Source organism: Shimia aestuarii (genome assembly GCF_022814865.1).
Taxonomy (GTDB): domain Bacteria; phylum Pseudomonadota; class Alphaproteobacteria; order Rhodobacterales; family Rhodobacteraceae; genus Shimia; species Shimia aestuarii_A.
Genome location: NZ_JAKVRD010000012.1, coordinates 28,023 through 43,263, shown reverse-complemented (window position 1 = coordinate 43,263; position 15,241 = coordinate 28,023). Strand labels below are relative to the sequence as shown.

The following is a 15,241-nucleotide window of genomic DNA, read 5'->3' as shown; positions in this document are numbered from 1 at the left end:
CTTATGCAACCTGCCGCGGTTTGGTGACGCTCTCGACCTTCCCATCCGCCATCTTGATAAGGCGATCGCACTTATCGAACTGGTGGTCGTCATGGGTGATCGCGATCACGAGTTGTCCACCTTTAGAAAGCTCAGGAATCAGGACATCATAAAAGAACGCCCTGTGCGCCGGATCTTGGTCGGCGGCGAACTCGTCAAGAACGATGATCGGGCGGCGTTCGGCAAGCGCCACTGAAAGCGCGAGCCTGCGTTTCTGCCCTGCCGAAAGCGCCAGCGTCGAAAACTTGTCCTCGAGGATCGTCACGCGCCCTGAGAGGTTGAGCTCCCCAACGCGCTTCTGCAACTGGTCAAGCTCTTCCGCCTTAAGACCATAGGCCCGCGAGAAAAGATGGAAGCTGCTGAACACCGAAGAGAACAGCTCACGATACGACGCGCGGCTTTCCGCGTCGAGCGGCACGCCATCAAGACGCACCTCGCCGCTATCGGGATGCCGCAAGCCTGTGATGATATCAAGAAGCGTCGTCTTGCCGGATCCGTTGCCGCCACAGATGAACACTGTCTCGCCAGGGGTGAACGTGAGGTCGACCGGGCCAAGCTGAAACGCTTCTCCGCCATGACCATCATCCTCGCCAACCCGCGCCGCGATCTGTTCGAGACGGATTTCCTTGAACCCGTCCGGAACCTCGACCGGACCATCAAGCGCAGAGGACTGCGCCTTGAGAAGCGCCTCTTCCACCGCTTGAATGCGATAGTAGGAATGCTCCGCCCGGCTCAGAACCGGGAAAGCGCCAAACATCATCTCGATGGGGCCGCTCGTCAGGAAGATCACCGTGAGCACCTGGAACATCACTGCCACGCCCCCACCCGGCAAAAGCGGAATCACGATCACCACGAAACATAGAAGAAGCACCACCGCCGCCTGCCCGATCGCGTTGCTTGCGGCATAGTATTTTTCAGCTGCAATCGTGTGCTGCGTGACCTCGCCGATGACTTCGATCGTCTCTGCCTCAAGCGCCTTGCGCCGCGCACTGCGCAGGCGGAGTTCTTTCCATCCCGACAACAGATCGCGCGCTCGGTCAAAGAACCGCCCCCGCGCATCCGACGCAATCGACATGCTACGACGTGCCGGACGGTCGAAGAACAGATAGCCGAGTGTACCCACCGTGATCGCCGCCACGGTCGCCATCCCCGAAGTCCAGCTGATCCAGAACAGGTAAGGTACGACAAAGATCACGATCACGAGCGCCTCAACGGTCTCGACCACGTTGACGATCGCCCCCGACATCTGGTCAACCTCGTGGGTGATCGCGCTATGAACCTGCCCGTGCGGGCTCGACTGCAGGAAATCGATATCCGCCCGCAAAAGTGTCCGTGCAAGCCGGATTCGCGTCGCCTCGCGCACCCGCGTGATGAGCTTGTGGAGACGAATCCGAAGCACATAGCCGAAGAACAACATCGCCAGCGCACAGGCGATAATTCCAAGCGCCCAATAGCTGATCCCGTCCTCCGCAGTGCGCGCGGTTTCGTTGATCGAATACATCAACCCCGTGCGCGACAGGCTGCTGAGAAAGGTCAGAACGATAATCGGATCCCGCACAACCCCACTTGTCACGAGAAGATAGCGTAGAACCGTGCGCCGCCGCTCAAGCGCGCTATCAGGGCGCGAGCTGTTCGCCACTAGATCGGATAGGGATTTGCTCACCAATGAACCTCGTCTTTTGTCGCTGACGCTACCGGGTTTCCCGCGCCTTGGCCAGAGATGGACCACCGACGCGCCACCGCTCTGCGTAGTGCCGGATCGCAATGGTGTTCGAGCGGTTTTCGAGGCTGCCATCGCCCGCGTTGATGTGGCCAAGCGCCGTATCCTGCAACTGCCCCCAATCCTTGCGCGGAATAAAGCTTAGACCGCGGGTCGGCACGACCATCTTCGGGGCCTTACATAGCGCGCTCGTGCGCACATCGTCGGCGAAGAAACAGGCCCGCGGGATATCGGAGAAATCCGCCAACACCGCGAGATCGAAGAACCGGGGCCGCAGGGCATAACCAAACACCCCAAGAAGCACGTCGGTCTCGCGCGGCACACGAAGGCGCGTCCCCCGCAATGGCGCGGGCGGCAACATGAAAAGATTGCTTCGGATCGTCGTCGGCGCATCCACAAGCGTTTCCGGTACGGTCCACCCCGCATAGCAAACCGCACAATCGGGAAGCGCCGCCGCCGCCTTCTCGATCCCCTCCACGGCATCGCGCGGATAGATCCGGTCATCGTCGACCACCATCACGACCTGATCCGCCTCTTCGGCAAGCAAGGTCGGGATCGCCTTGGTCGCGGGGCCCATATCCTCACAGCGCCGGATTTCGATGCCGCGCAATCCTTCAAGATGTTCTGGCACCTCATAGGCGCAATCTTCGCGCAACGACCGGTACGGCACATTGAGAACGATTTTTCTTGGCGGCCGACTCTGGTCGAGAAGCCCCTTGAGCGCGTGGTCTATGACGCCAATCCGGCTCGGGATCGTGGTCAGGCTAACAACAACATCCGCCTTGTCCTCGACCAAGGCCCAGCGCGCGTCCCATTCGGCAAGGCTCGCCCCGGCCAACCGCCGCTCACGGAGCCGATCTCGGACATAGCGCTCTCCCTCGAACAGGTGATGCACATACCATGCCCCCCCTGCGAGCACGGCCAACCCGCAAATCCCCACGATAACGCCAATGGCCAGGCTCATACCGACTTCCTTCTTTCAAAAGCGTTTTGCCCAAAACCAAGTCTCAGGGTCTGGCAGAACGCTTCAGGACAAGGGCTTTAACAGTCACCGCGCCTTAGGCAAACCACGAACTGGCAAACCCGGCAAAAACCCGGTTAAGTAACCTCAGACAGAGTGGAAAACCGGAATGACAGACCCCCACCCCCTTTACGTGACCGGCGCCGACGCGCGCTATGCGCGTTGCCTGCACCAACTCTTTGGCGCAGCCCACCGCAAAGGCTGGACGCGGGATGCGCAATGGGTGGTCTACGATCTCGGCATGACATTGGCGCAACGCACCTCTCTGACCGAACATTTCCCATGGCTGCGCTGGGAAACCCTCGATTTCGAGACCCTTCCGCCGCATTACCCGCCGCATCACGGCAATTACGCGTGGAAGCCCGAGGTGATCTGGCGCGAGGTCGCCGCCGCCCAAGGGCCCGTGATCTGGATGGATAGCGCAAATATCCCGCTCACCCGGCCAGATGCGATGCTCGCCCACGTGCGCGACAACGGTCTCTATCTCTTGCGCGGACAGGCCCCGATACAGGAACGTTGCAATCCCGAGGTGCTCGACCGGCTTGGCGCTCCACGCTGGACTTGGGGCATGCGTGAATGCGTGACTGGGATCGTGGGGCTCGACGCCACAGCCCCCCGCATTCGTGCGCTCGTCGAGGACTGGGCGAACCATGCCCGCGACCTCGAAACCATCCGCCCGACGCAACGCATCGAACGGCATATGAACGATCAGGCCGTCATGAACGCTCTCATTGCCGGGCCGGTCTGTCGCGGCGAGATCGTACTGCCCGAAGAAGATGTCGATATTAGTTCGGGCCGCCCAACCCGCCTGCTTTCGACCCGAAACAAGCTCAAACCGGATTTCCCTCTCTGGGCCGGTTTTCTCGCCCGCGCCTATTACCGCCTGCACAAACGCATCGATCAGTTCCTCTATCGTCTCGATGATTTTCATCTCGACCACAATCCGTTCTGGCGCATGTACAAAGAGGAATTCATCCTCCACTACAAGACAGGCGACGGTCCCACGCAGACAATCAAGGCTCCCTTCGGGCACTACTACGCCGACCCCTTCCTCATCGAGGAGAACGGCATCCTGTGGGCCTTCTTCGAAGACTTGAACTATTTCGATGACCGCGCCGCGCTCTCGGCCTTGCCATTGATTGATCCGCAGGGCCGCACAATTCCGGTGCTCGATCCCGGCGTGCACACCTCCTTTCCCTTCCTGTTCCGCCACGAGGGAGAACTCTACATGCTTCCCGAAACCGGCAAGAACGGACGGCTGGAGCTTTGGCGCTGTAGCCATTTCCCCGCCGAATGGCAGCGCCACCGCGTCATCCTCTGGGATGTGAATGCCGCCGATAGCGTCCTCTTCGAACACGACGGACGCTTCTGGCTCCTGACATCCCTCGAAAGCCCCTGCCCGGGCGGGATGTATCGATACCTCGCCATCTTCCATAGCGACGATCCCGTGAATGGCGACTGGATCGCCCACCCGATCAACGAGAAGGGCCATGACGTCACCGCCCGTGGCGGCACCGGGCGCAACGCCGGCGGCGTATTCCGTCACGAGGGACGCCTCCTACGCGCTGTTCAAGATAGCACCGCGTACTATGGCGAGGGTATGGCATTCCGCGAGATCGTCACCCTGACCCCCGAGGCCTTCGAGGAACGCCCGGCCGAGACGCCTCCCGGCCTCGAGATGTCAGAGGGTGAAGGCGTGCATCACCTGACCCGCCTTGGTGATACGATCATCTGGGATCAGCGCACCCGGCACTAACCGTGCGCGAAATCCGCACCACCGCGATACAGACGCAATACCGACGTTGGATTCAGAGCGGTTTCGTCTGGTAGAGACGCACCTTCAGACCGCCATGCGCAACCGGCGGACCGGGCGGCTCAAACGGCAACCCCGTCGCCCGCGCCAGGCTCTCTTCGGTGGTGACAATCCCCACGCGCCAGCCTTGGAAATGCTCTTTCAACCGCTGCCCCAAGGCGCTGTGCAACGCGAACAATCCCCGCTTGTCCCCGATCCGCGCCCCGTAAGGCGGGTTCACAATGACAAGCCCCGCAGGCCCTTCCGGCCGCTCAAGATCACCGACACTGCGCACGTCGAAATTGGTTTGCTCCAAGACCCCGGCGCGCGCAGCGTTGGCCCGCGCCGCATCGATCGCACCGGCATTTCGGTCAGAGCCAATAAAGCGCGTTTTCCCTTTGTTAGAGACTGTTTTTGTCTCTAACTCCGCTTGGATTTCTGCCCATGCATCGGCGTCGAACGTCGCGAGATGCTCAAAGGCAAAGGACCGCGCCCGCCCCGGCGCGAGCCCTGCTGCCATCTCCGCCGCCTCGATCACGAACGTCCCAGAGCCACACATCGGATCAAGCACCGGCTCCGCCCCGTCAAAGCCAGCCGCGCGCAAGAAAAGCGCCGCCAGGGTCTCGCGCATTGGCGCCTTGGCCACGGCCTCCTTGTAGCCGCGCTTGTGCAGAAGCTCGCCCGAGGTATCGAGCGAGAAGACACATTGGTTCTCTTCAATTCTGACACGGACCGAGACCGCTGCGTCTTCGCTCAGCGCAAGACCACGGCTCCCCAAAGCCCGCTCCACCCGCTCCCGCGCCGCCCCCGCATGATAAATCTTCGACCGCCGCGTCGTCACCTCCACCCGCACCGGCACGTCCGCGCGCAGGTACCTATTCCACGGCAGCTCTGAAGCCAGTTTCTCAAGTTGCGTCAGATGCATAGCCTGAAACGCAGCAATCCGCACCAACACTCGGCTTGCACCGCGCAGCACGAGGTTGGCGCGCCAGACATCGCTCCAACGCCCCCGGAATCGCACGCCACCGGCGGTTGCCTTGGGCTTGCGAAATCCCGCCTCGACGGCTTCGTCACGCAACACAACTTCCAGACCCGGCGTCGCCTGCAGGAATATCTCGAAAAGAGGTTCGTTTTTCATAGAGACTGTCTAAAGCACAAGCCGCCCCGGCGCGACCCACCCCTGAACGATTGGCAGCATCTAGGTCGCGACCTCGAGGAGGTCGACGATCTTGCCTTCTGCCCGCGCACCAAGATGGACCTCACCGATATGGCATGTGATGCTCGCCGCGCGTGTTTGGCGAGGAGCGTAGAGCACCGCTTGAGAATCCGTTGCCCGTATCCCCACATCGAGCGCCGTACAAAGCAAAGGCTGTTGCTCTGCACTGTAGAGCAGATGGTCACTGAACCGGTCACAAAAGACCCGCTTGTTGATGACAACAGCTTCACGGTGATCGGCGTGGTTTTCCAGAACAGGCTCGAGAGACAGGATCGCATGGTACGGGCCTGTCGTTTTCTTGTCGGCATAAGTCGAAAGATCGGCGATCATGTCCTCGACCGCATTCTCCGCATCGCAAGAATAGGAAATGAACCCGGCTCCGGTCAGGCCGAAAAGCCCCTTACAAGAGCTAAACGCAGTGACATCTGCAGCGTCGTGCCCGGTTTCAAGCCCGATAGACGCCGTCGCATCCAAGGCAAGCTTGCCGCCGACCCGACGCACCAGATTTGCAAGGCCAGAAATGGGAACGAGCGTGGCTTCGCTGGTTTCCGTGTAGACAGCGAGGACCCAATCATAGGAGCCACCCACATGGTCGATCTCTTGCCAGTTCACAATGTCTATCTTGCGAATAAACCCGTCCCGCTTGCGACGGCTTTCGGCGATCATGTGCAAGCGTTGCGCATAGTAGCCCGAGTCGACCACAAGCACCTTGCCATAGAGAAAATTGGCAATCATGACCTCGATCGCGCTTGTACCCGAACCTTGCATAGCCACTGTCTTGTCCTGCCCGGCCAACTTGGACACCATGTCGAGCACGCGCGCGTAGCTATCTAGAAAGGCTTGGTCTCCGCGCCCGAAACAAGGGCGCAAGGCCGCCACGTTTTCATAGACAAGGCTTGCAGGGCCCGCCGTGAAGAGCGGTTTCTCGGTATTGTAGGCGGCGATCCGCGCCGCAGAGAGCATATCAGTCATTTCTTGGTCCAAGCATATCCATAAAGGCGAGCTTACTATTAGATGGCGTGGCTTTGGGGCGTCCGAGATTGGATCGCGCACCGGGTGCGACCATGATCTCTAGAAGGCTTGCGTGACTTGATGCGAGCGCCCTGGACAGAGCAGGCCTGATCTCTTCCAGCGAGGTCAACCGTACCGCACTCCCATAACCGAGCGCTGTGGCTAGGTCGCTCAACGTCGCATCTGGTCCCGCCGTGGTTTGACCACCGACAGAGTCATGCACCCTGTTGTTAAAGACGATATGGACAAGGTTGTCCTGACGCGCCGAGGTCGCAAGACTTCCGGCATGCATGAGCACGGCCCCATCTCCGTCGAAACAGGCCACTTTATGCCCCGGTATACTCATGGCCAAACCGGTCGCGATCATGACCGCATGCCCCATACCTCCGACCGACAAAAAAGACGGACCACCAATGCTGTTGGCCTGCTGAATCTCGTAGACCTCGCGAGATATTTTGCCGGTTGTTGCAACAACCGGGGTCGCACCCAAAGCGTCAAGTGCTGTCTTGATGGCATCTTCGCGTGTTGGAAGGGTGGTCTGTTGGTCTACGGGTTTCTGCGCTGGAGCGAACGTGTTCTTGCGGATCACAAGCGCCACGGGTTTGCTCTGCAATTCGGAGAGGCTCAAAAGGTCGGCCACCTGTTTTCGCACCCCTTCAGCCTCATCGTCGGTTCCGATCACGGCGTAGGGCACATCAAGCAACTCAAGCATGCTGCAGGTAATCTCGCCTTGGAAAACGTGCTGCGGCTCGTCCTTAAGCTGACCCTCTGCAGTCATCTCGCCACGCCAGCCAACGAGGAGCAGCATTGGGATGCCGTAGACCTTGTCGTGCGCAAGCGAGGTCAGCGGGTTGACGGCGTTGCCGAGACCCGAGTTCTGCATGAATACGGCAGCTGGAACCTTGCTCCCGAGATAGCTGCCAATTGCAAGTCCGACTGCCGCCCCTTCATCTGCCGTGACTTCGAACCGGCAACGTCCATGCGCCGCCCGCGTCTCGAGGCCAACAATGAGGCTGCTGAGAAGAGAGTCTGGCACGCCAAAGAAGCGCTCTACGCCCAATGCCGAAAGGTCGGCGAGGAATTCCTCGGCATCTAGCATTACGTGGTGCCCGGTATCAGTTTCAGGATTTGTTTGATCGAGATGATATCATCTTCGATTTCAGCGGTGCGCCCATTGGCCAGAATCGCCCGCGCCACCTTCTCCATCGCCTTGTAGGAGGCACGGAGCATGTGGTTGGCGTAGATGATGACCTTGACCCCATGCTCCTGCAACTCATGATCCTTCACGCGGTTATAGGATGATGGCACGACAACAATCGGCACATCAGGGTGCGTTCTTCGGAACTGATCGGTAAAGGCGAAGACTTCGTCTGGTTCCTTTTCCTTGGAATGGATCATGACCGCCCCCGCGCCAGCACTGACGTAGGCATCCGCGCGCATCAGGGCATCATCGACACCCTTTCCAAGAATGAGGCTTTCGAGCCGGGCAATAACCATCAAGCCATTGTATTTCTGCCCTTCGATTCCGGCTTGGATCTTTTCACAGAATTCAGACACGTCGGCCTGCGTCTGGGGCACGTCCGTACCTAGAAGGGAGTTCTTCTTGAGGCCCGTCTTATCCTCGATGATGGCCGCGGCGATGCCCATACGCTCCATCGTTCTCGTCCGCAGTTCGAAATGCTCGGGCTTGCCGCCTGTATCTGCGTCCATCACCAGAGGTTTAGTCGTGACCTCATAAATCTCGTCTATGTTCTGCAAGCGTCGCGACACGTCGAGCGCTTCGATGTCCGGCAGGCCCATTTCCGTACTATCGGTCAAGGAACTCGACCAGAACCCGTCGAACTGAAGGATCTTGCCATCACGTTCGACTTGCATGTTCTCCCCGATGAGCGCTGCCAAAGGGCTATGAGCCTCGAGGATACGCACCAACCTCTGCGACTCTAGGAGGCGGCGAAATGCTTTCTGCCGGGCATAAGGAGAGGCAAGCGCCGCGGTCATTTGTGGCGCGATACTGCCGGTATCAAATTCATGGCTATAGGGGAGTTCAACGAATTGCCCACCATAGCTTTTGAGCTGTTCTATCACGCGGTCGCGCATCCCCTGCAACGGACCATCCCATTTGTCCCCGTGCACAAAGACGTTTGGCTTGTACTGCTCAAGGATAGCATCGAACCCCCAAGTATCCTGCGCAATCACTGCATCGACACAGTCGAGGGACTCGAGAATTTCCCGCCTCTGTTCAAAAGACAAAAGCGGCAGTGCTTTCTTGTTCTCAAGAGCGGCATCCGTCAGGAGACCGACGGTCACACGTCCATGTCGCTTTGCTTCCTTCAGGACTTTCAAATGCCCGTTGTGAAGAATTTCCATCGTCATGCTGACGTATACTTCGATCAAATGACCTGCCCCCTCGAAATTTCTTCGGATTTGACAGTATCTTGGCAGGCGACGCAACATGCGTCTCATGCGAATATCCAGAACAAGGCTTCCGATTTCGCACGTTGAAGCCCGTTGCACCTTTGCGAAGAGATCAATGCCGCGAACTTAGATAGCCCGAGCGCGCAAAGAGGTGTACTTACATTATCTTAGAAACAAGAAGGCGCCCGAAGGCGCCTTGTTTATTTGGTCGGAGTGAGAGGATTCGAACCTCCGACCCCTGCCTCCCGAAGACAGTGCTCTACCAGGCTGAGCTACACTCCGACCGTGGCGCGTGGATTATCCTTAAGGAATGCCTTTTGCAAGCGCCTTTTGGTGGAAAGAGCGGTGTTTTTCAGGTCTTCTTGCAGAGCATCTGTCTTTGGGTCAGACTTGGAAAAAAGAACAGAGCATGTCTGAAGACTTTTTCTACGCCTTAGGTGGAGTTGGGATGTTTCTCGTCGGGATGGAAATCCTGACACGTGCGCTACGCGATGCAACGGGATCCCGACTTCGAACGTTGCTCGCTCGATTCACTACGACCCCCTTGCGTGGTGTGGTGACGGGTGCATTGGGGACGGCGATCATTCAGTCTTCGAGCGCCACAACGGTTCTCACGGTCGGCTTCGTCGGTGCGGGCCTCCTAACTTTGGGAGAAGCCCTCGGGATCGTATACGGCGCCAATATCGGCACCACGATGACCGGCTGGCTGGTCTCGTTCATTGGTTTCAAACTCAATCTCGAGAACGTCGCATTCGCGCTTCTATTGCCTGCAAGTCTGCTAAGTCTGCTTGGGCGTGGCACCTCAGAACGCCTTGGACGGGTTGTTTCGGGGCTTTGCCTGCTCATCATCGGCTTGGACCTCATGCAAACCGGACTTGCCGACCTCAGCGGCACGGTGACACCGAGCCTACTTCAGGGACATGGCGTGGGAGGCTTCCTCTTTCTGATCTTTGTTGGGCTCGCCCTGACCATCGTGATGCAGTCTTCAAGCGCAGCTATGGCTTTGGCGCTTGTGATGCTCCAAGGAGAGGTAATCGGCTTGTTCCAAGCTGTCGGCCTTGTCATCGGCATGAACATAGGCACGACGTTTACCGCCATCCTTGCCTCGATTGGTGGTTCTCGCGCCATGAGACAAACGGCCGTGGCGAACCTCATCTTTAACTGTGTCACAGCCTTGCTTGCACTGCCGCTTTTGGCGCTTTCGGCGCCTGTCTTAATTTCGGTTGCAGAACACTACGATGCACTAACCGCGCTTCTCCTGTTTCATACTGGGTTCAACATCGCGGGCACGGTACTCTTTCTGCCTTTGACACCGCGTTTCGCAGCGGTTGTTTCCAAACTCGTCCCCCTTGAAGAGACACATCTGATTATCGAGCTAGACAAGAACCTACTCAAGCACTCCGACGCTGCGCTGGTGGGCGCGCAAGCCGCTACTGAGATAATCTCGCGCAAGCTTTTCGATGCTTTGTCCAAAGCCATGCAGACGCAACCGGACTATCGGGCCATTGCCGCTCTTGCACCTGTTTCAAATGCTCTGACAGAACTGGAGGACTATCTTTCGCATATTCGGCCTGACCGAGAGAATGCAGACGAAGAGCGCACGTTCTCTGCCCTGCTACATCAAACAGACCATATGGTACGCCTGTTGAATCGGGCGGGACAAACCGCTCATCCAAAAGAACTGATAGAGGACCCCATGCTCAAGCGCCCGACACTTGCGGTAGGTGCCGTTTTCCGTCGGTTAGCAAACGAACAGGATTTTGGCGAAGAGGCAGCGAGGTTAGGCCGACTGCACGACTTGGTGCGACATCGAAAGAACAAGCACCGAAGGGGCCTGCTCCTTGGAGAACACGCCGGGATCTACAACCTAAAAGAAGTCTTCGCACACACCGATGCCATGCGGTGGTTAGAGCGCAGCCTTCATCACGCCGAGCGCGTCGCGCACTACCAAACGGTCGCACGGCAGGGCTTTCCCTCGGTCCCGGTGGGGACCGAGGGGGTCTAGACTCAGAGGCTCGCGTCGAGCGCGGCGATGATTGCGCTGCCCATTTCGGAAGTCGACACCGGTGTGCCGCCGTCTGCCTGCATCAGGTCGGCCGTGCGCACGCCATCAGCGAGGACTTTCTCAACCGCCGCTTCAAGGCGATCTGCCTCGCCGCCCTGATCAAAGCTATAGCGCAATGCCATGGCGAAGCTCAGGATACACGCACTCGGGTTCGCCTTGCCTTGGCCTGCGATATCGGGGGCCGAGCCGTGAACCGGTTCGTAGAGCGCTTTCGGACGTCCGTTCTCCATAGGAGCGCCAAGCGACGCCGAAGGCAGCATGCCCAACGACCCGGTCAACATAGCGGCGCAGTCAGACAGCAAGTCGCCGAAAAGGTTATCCGTTAGGATCACATCGAACTGTTTCGGCGCGCGCACAAGCTGCATTGCGCCATTGTCAGCGTACATGTGCGAAAGCTCTACGTCCTGATAGTCAGCATGTACCTCGGTCACGACGTCGCGCCAGAGAATGCCAGATTCCATGACATTCGCTTTTTCCATGGAGCAGAGTTTCTTGTTCCGCTTCCGGGCAAGCTCAAAGGCCGCGCGCGCGACGCGATCAATCTCAGACTCGGTATAGCGCTGTGTATTGATCCCAACGCGCTCGTTGTTCTCGGTGAAAATACCCCGCGGCTCGCCAAAGTAAGACCCAGAAGTCAGCTCGCGGACGATCATGATGTCGAGACCAGAAACGATATCCTTCTTGAGCGAAGAGAACTCTGCCAAGGCGTCGAAACACTGTGCGGGGCGCAAGTTGGCAAAGAGGTCCATCTCTTTGCGAAGGCGAAGAAGGCCACGCTCCGGCTTGACCGAGAAATCCAGCACATCGTATTTCGGACCGCCCACAGCACCAAGCAGCACTGCGTCAACTTCCTGAGCTTTGGCCATCGTATCGTCATGCAATGGTACGCCATGTGCATCATAGGCTGCGCCCCCCACGAGGTCCTCGCTGACATCGAAATTGAGGCCACGCTTGTCGCCGAACCAGCCAATAATGCGCTGCACCTCGGCCATAACTTCGGGGCCGATACCGTCACCGGCAAGGATAAGAAGGGATGGGTTGCTCATGGGTTTCCGTCCTTGATGAATTTACTTGCTGTTGCCCTATCGGCAGACGGCGAGAAGATCAAGAAATGAAGGGGGCAAGCCCATCGACGAGCAAGTCCCAAACGCGGGAAACACGGGGGGTTTTTCGCATCGTCTGCTGCGCAGTTAACCAGACAGGCAGATCTGGTATCGGCAAGCCCGGCAGCACTTCCACCATTCCAGGCGTGGACCTTGCGATGTTGCTCTGACAGAAACCGATTCCGCAGCCTGCAACCACGAGCGCCCAATAGGCGCTTTGATTGTCACATCGCACGTTGAACCATTCTCGCGTCACAGGCCAACCGGCTTCACGCATTGACTGGATCATAAGCTCGTTCCGGTCGTATCCAATCAGATCGAAGTGCTCGAGGTCATCCGGTGTCTTGGGAAGCCCCTTGTGCTGCGCATACTGTTCGCTCACGAAAAGACCGAGAGAGATATCGCCGAGATGACGCGCGATCATGTCGAGCTGTGTCGGGCGGTACATACGCACGGCAATGTCGGCCTCTCTGAACAAAAGGTTTTCCGTGCTGTCCGTCGCGACAAGTTCAATCTGGATATCCGGTTCGGCGCGCCGGATATCAGCGACAATCTGTGGTAGAGCATATTGTGCCATGAAAACGCTCGTCGTGATCCGAACCACCCCCGCGTGTGCTTGGCTCGCCCCCGCGGCCATTATTGAGAAGGTGCTCATTGCATCGTGCATCTTGTGCGCTTCTGGCAAAAGCGCCGCCCCGAGATCCGTTAGCTCCAATCCTCGGGCGTGTCGGTGAAACAGCTCTGCGGCGCAAAGCGCCTCTAGCGCATGAACCTGCCGACCGACCGTTGGCTGACTTGACCCCAGCTTGTGCGCCGCTGCCGTCAGAGACCCCGTTTCTGCCACAGCGAGAAAGGTGCGAACGAGAGACCAGTCGATATTCTTCAAATTATCCATTCATTGGTGAATATCATATCGACAAAAATTGGCAATTCACCTCCACAATAGAATGCCTCATTCTTGTAGTGAACTCGGAGATGGGGAAAGCAGATGACAAAGACAGTGTTGGTTCTTGGTGGGCACGGTCGCTTTGGGCGCCACGCCGCAATCGCCTTTTTGAATGCAGGTTGGACCGTAAGAGCATTCGATCGGCGCAAGGATGACCTACTGAAAGCGGCGACAGGCTGTGACGTGATCGTCGCAGCTTGGAACCCCGCCTATCCGGACTGGGCAGAGCAAGTTCCAGAACTTCATAGGCGCATCATTGAAACAGCACAGGCAACGGGCGCGACCGTCATCATACCGGCGAACGTCTATGTCTATGGCGATGGAAGCCCTTCGATCCTGATGGCAGAAACACCTCACAACGCGACAAACCCACTCGGCCGCATCCGCATCGAAATGGAGCATGCATACCGCGAGAGCGGTATACCCGTTCTCTTCCTACGCGCTGGCGATTTCATCGACACCGAGCCCTCGGGCAACTGGTTCGATCAGATCATGGTCAAGTCACTTCACAACGGGAAATTGACCTATCCCGGCAAGGCGGGGATTCCCCACGCTTGGGCCTATCTGCCCGATCTTGCTCGCGCGGCGGTCTTGCTCGCAGAGAAACCCGATTTCCCATCGGGCGCCGAGGAAGTGCTCTTTCCCGGCTATCAGTTGAGTGGCGAAGACATCGCCTCAAATCTTGAGGCCATCACTGAACGGCCGATCCGCGTTCATCAGATGAATTGGCTTCCTATCCAACTTGCTGCGCCATTCTGGAAGATGGGGAAATGCCTCGCCGAGATGAGATACCTTTGGAACATGCCCCACCAACTTGATGGAAGCCGTTTCGACACCTTGCTGCCGGATTTCAAAGCGACGCCGATTCAAGAAGCGCTCTCCCGCGCAACGGCACATTTGCGCAGCGCATAGCTACATCTCAAGATCGACCCAAACGATCCTGTGGTGGCTCGCGTCTATGTCCTTGTAGGAAAGCAACTCGGCTATAGGCGCATCTGGAGCAGGCCAGAAAACACCTGAGCCGAGAATGTTCCAATCGTGGGATGGGAGAATATAGCTGGCCCGCATGTCGCCAGGCTCAGGCTCCGGCCAATTAACGGTATTGGCTTGAGCAAACCCGGACAAAGGCCTTGGGTCCTGCAAGCGGGGATCTTTCAGGAGGCTTTGTATCGCCTCCCGTCGACCCGTCCCGCGCGTCGGGTCGATGTTCGCGACACCCGCAATCACAAAACGCTCTTGGACGGGGTCACCAAAGACGCCATCGAGGTAGTGCAGCCAGAACCGGATTTCTGCCGCATTGCGCAACCCGTTCCGATCCTCTTTCCCATCGAAAACGGGTGGCGCCGCGTGAAACACGAGAAACCGCAGCTTTCCCCCGTTCGGAATATGGATCGGGACATTCCAGTGCCCCACGCTCGAAAGACGTTGCAGGGCTTGTGCTTCACTAGATGGGAAGGGGCGACCATCCGGCCATCGGGGTAACTGCGCTCCGGGCATATCCCTCCACAACCGACGACTAAAGTCCTCTACCTCGCTCTGATCTATGGGCCACCGTGATAGGATCGCCATGCCACGATGCCCAGAGAAACGACCGTATCCTTGCGCATCTCGTGGTCCGCCCCTGCGACCATCGCCATTCAGGTCAAGGTCAGTGGCCATCCCTGTGTTTGGGCGCAAGGCGAACTGATGGGGAAGCAGCAACCCTTCTTCGGCAACGGTTTCCCTCAGAGCCTGCAAACCACGTCCCGCAGCATCATAGTCAATGCCTTGCAATACAACGATATCGGGGCGGACATGCGCCAACACACGCGCCACGGCACGCGCTTGCGGATCGCCCCTCAGAATATCGCGCAGCATAAGACCGGGGCCATCTCGGGATAGTTCTGTCTGAAAGGTCGCGATCCGAAGCACAT

At 58.3% G+C, this 15,241-nt stretch carries 12 protein-coding genes and 1 tRNA gene; 3 read left to right on the top strand and 10 right to left on the bottom strand.

The window, feature by feature from the left end:
* Nucleotide 1: 1 nt before the first annotated feature.
* Together MK745_RS12715 and MK745_RS12710 are read right to left on the bottom strand one after the other, a co-directional pair.
* Nucleotides 2-1,702 (bottom strand): cyclic peptide export ABC transporter, encoded by a 1,701-nt coding sequence (locus tag MK745_RS12715; protein WP_243613678.1) that lies wholly within the window; start codon nt 1,700-1,702, stop codon nt 2-4.
* Between the two features lie 28 nt (nt 1,703-1,730).
* The gene (locus MK745_RS12710) at nt 1,731-2,723 is read right to left on the bottom strand and encodes a hypothetical protein (protein WP_243613677.1); all 993 of its coding nucleotides are present in this window, start codon (nt 2,721-2,723) and stop codon (nt 1,731-1,733) included.
* A 166-nt stretch (nt 2,724-2,889) separates the two neighbouring features.
* On the opposite strand from MK745_RS12710, the gene MK745_RS12705 reads away from it, so the two are divergent.
* A complete protein-coding gene (locus MK745_RS12705; protein ID WP_243613676.1) occupies nt 2,890-4,536 on the top strand; it encodes a glucosamine inositolphosphorylceramide transferase family protein in 1,647 nt (548 codons plus the stop codon).
* A 52-nt stretch (nt 4,537-4,588) separates the two neighbouring features.
* Here the strand turns inward: MK745_RS12705 and MK745_RS12700 are convergent, their stop codons facing one another.
* The 5 genes from MK745_RS12700 to MK745_RS12680 form a co-directional block, all read right to left on the bottom strand.
* Nucleotides 4,589-5,710 carry a THUMP domain-containing class I SAM-dependent RNA methyltransferase gene (locus tag MK745_RS12700; RefSeq protein WP_243613675.1) on the bottom strand — a complete coding sequence of 374 codons (1,122 nt, stop codon included), beginning with the start codon at nt 5,708-5,710 and terminating at the stop codon, nt 4,589-4,591.
* Between the two features lie 60 nt (nt 5,711-5,770).
* On the bottom strand, nt 5,771-6,760 hold the full coding sequence (locus tag MK745_RS12695) for a hypothetical protein (protein WP_243613674.1): 990 nt from the start codon (nt 6,758-6,760) through the stop codon (nt 5,771-5,773).
* The gene (gene aepY, locus MK745_RS12690) at nt 6,753-7,898 is read right to left on the bottom strand and encodes a phosphonopyruvate decarboxylase (RefSeq protein WP_243613673.1); all 1,146 of its coding nucleotides are present in this window, start codon (nt 7,896-7,898) and stop codon (nt 6,753-6,755) included. Before aepY ends, MK745_RS12695 begins: the two co-directional genes overlap by 8 nt.
* Nucleotides 7,898-9,172 carry a phosphoenolpyruvate mutase gene (gene aepX / locus MK745_RS12685; RefSeq protein WP_243613672.1) on the bottom strand — a complete coding sequence of 425 codons (1,275 nt, stop codon included), beginning with the start codon at nt 9,170-9,172 and terminating at the stop codon, nt 7,898-7,900. The genes aepY and aepX overlap by 1 nt, the downstream gene beginning before the upstream one ends.
* 247 nt (nt 9,173-9,419) lie before the next feature.
* Nucleotides 9,420-9,496, bottom strand: a tRNA-Pro gene (locus tag MK745_RS12680).
* 127 nt (nt 9,497-9,623) lie between these two features.
* Between MK745_RS12680 and MK745_RS12675 the strand changes: the two genes are divergently transcribed.
* Nucleotides 9,624-11,219, top strand: a complete 1,596-nt coding sequence (locus MK745_RS12675) for a Na/Pi cotransporter family protein (RefSeq protein ID WP_243613671.1) — start codon at nt 9,624-9,626, stop codon at nt 11,217-11,219.
* 2 nt (nt 11,220-11,221) lie between these two features.
* On the opposite strand, the gene leuB is transcribed toward MK745_RS12675, so the two are convergent.
* Complete coding sequence (gene leuB / locus MK745_RS12670) at nt 11,222-12,325, bottom strand: 3-isopropylmalate dehydrogenase (protein ID WP_243613670.1); 1,104 nt, start codon at nt 12,323-12,325, stop codon at nt 11,222-11,224.
* 58 nt (nt 12,326-12,383) lie between these two features.
* The gene (locus MK745_RS12665) at nt 12,384-13,277 is read right to left on the bottom strand and encodes a LysR family transcriptional regulator (protein ID WP_243613669.1); all 894 of its coding nucleotides are present in this window, start codon (nt 13,275-13,277) and stop codon (nt 12,384-12,386) included.
* Nucleotides 13,278-13,370: 93 nt separating this feature from the next.
* Between MK745_RS12665 and MK745_RS12660 the strand changes: the two genes are divergently transcribed.
* The gene (locus MK745_RS12660; RefSeq protein WP_243613668.1) at nt 13,371-14,240 is read left to right on the top strand and encodes an NAD-dependent epimerase/dehydratase family protein; all 870 of its coding nucleotides are present in this window, start codon (nt 13,371-13,373) and stop codon (nt 14,238-14,240) included.
* Here MK745_RS12660 and MK745_RS12655 read toward each other — a convergent pair whose 3' ends face one another.
* Complete coding sequence (locus MK745_RS12655) at nt 14,241-15,185, bottom strand: endonuclease/exonuclease/phosphatase family protein (RefSeq protein ID WP_243613667.1); 945 nt, start codon at nt 15,183-15,185, stop codon at nt 14,241-14,243. It lies immediately after the preceding gene.
* Nucleotides 15,186-15,241 lie beyond the last annotated feature (56 nt).

Coding starts and splice junctions, on each gene's coding strand:
- MK745_RS12710 (WP_243613677.1), bottom strand. CDS start 2,723: ATGAGCCTGGCCATTGGCGTTATCGTGGGGATTTGCGGGTTGGCCGTG.
- MK745_RS12705 (WP_243613676.1), top strand. CDS start 2,890: ATGACAGACCCCCACCCCCTTTACGTGACCGGCGCCGACGCGCGCTAT.
- MK745_RS12700 (WP_243613675.1), bottom strand. CDS start 5,710: ATGAAAAACGAACCTCTTTTCGAGATATTCCTGCAGGCGACGCCGGGT.
- MK745_RS12695 (WP_243613674.1), bottom strand. CDS start 6,760: ATGACTGATATGCTCTCTGCGGCGCGGATCGCCGCCTACAATACCGAG.
- aepY (WP_243613673.1), bottom strand. CDS start 7,898: ATGCTAGATGCCGAGGAATTCCTCGCCGACCTTTCGGCATTGGGCGTA.
- aepX (WP_243613672.1), bottom strand. CDS start 9,172: ATGACGATGGAAATTCTTCACAACGGGCATTTGAAAGTCCTGAAGGAA.
- MK745_RS12675 (WP_243613671.1), top strand. CDS start 9,624: ATGTCTGAAGACTTTTTCTACGCCTTAGGTGGAGTTGGGATGTTTCTC.
- leuB (WP_243613670.1), bottom strand. CDS start 12,325: ATGAGCAACCCATCCCTTCTTATCCTTGCCGGTGACGGTATCGGCCCC.
- MK745_RS12665 (WP_243613669.1), bottom strand. CDS start 13,277: ATGGATAATTTGAAGAATATCGACTGGTCTCTCGTTCGCACCTTTCTC.
- MK745_RS12660 (WP_243613668.1), top strand. CDS start 13,371: ATGACAAAGACAGTGTTGGTTCTTGGTGGGCACGGTCGCTTTGGGCGC.
- MK745_RS12655 (WP_243613667.1), bottom strand. CDS start 15,185: ATGCTGCGCGATATTCTGAGGGGCGATCCGCAAGCGCGTGCCGTGGCG.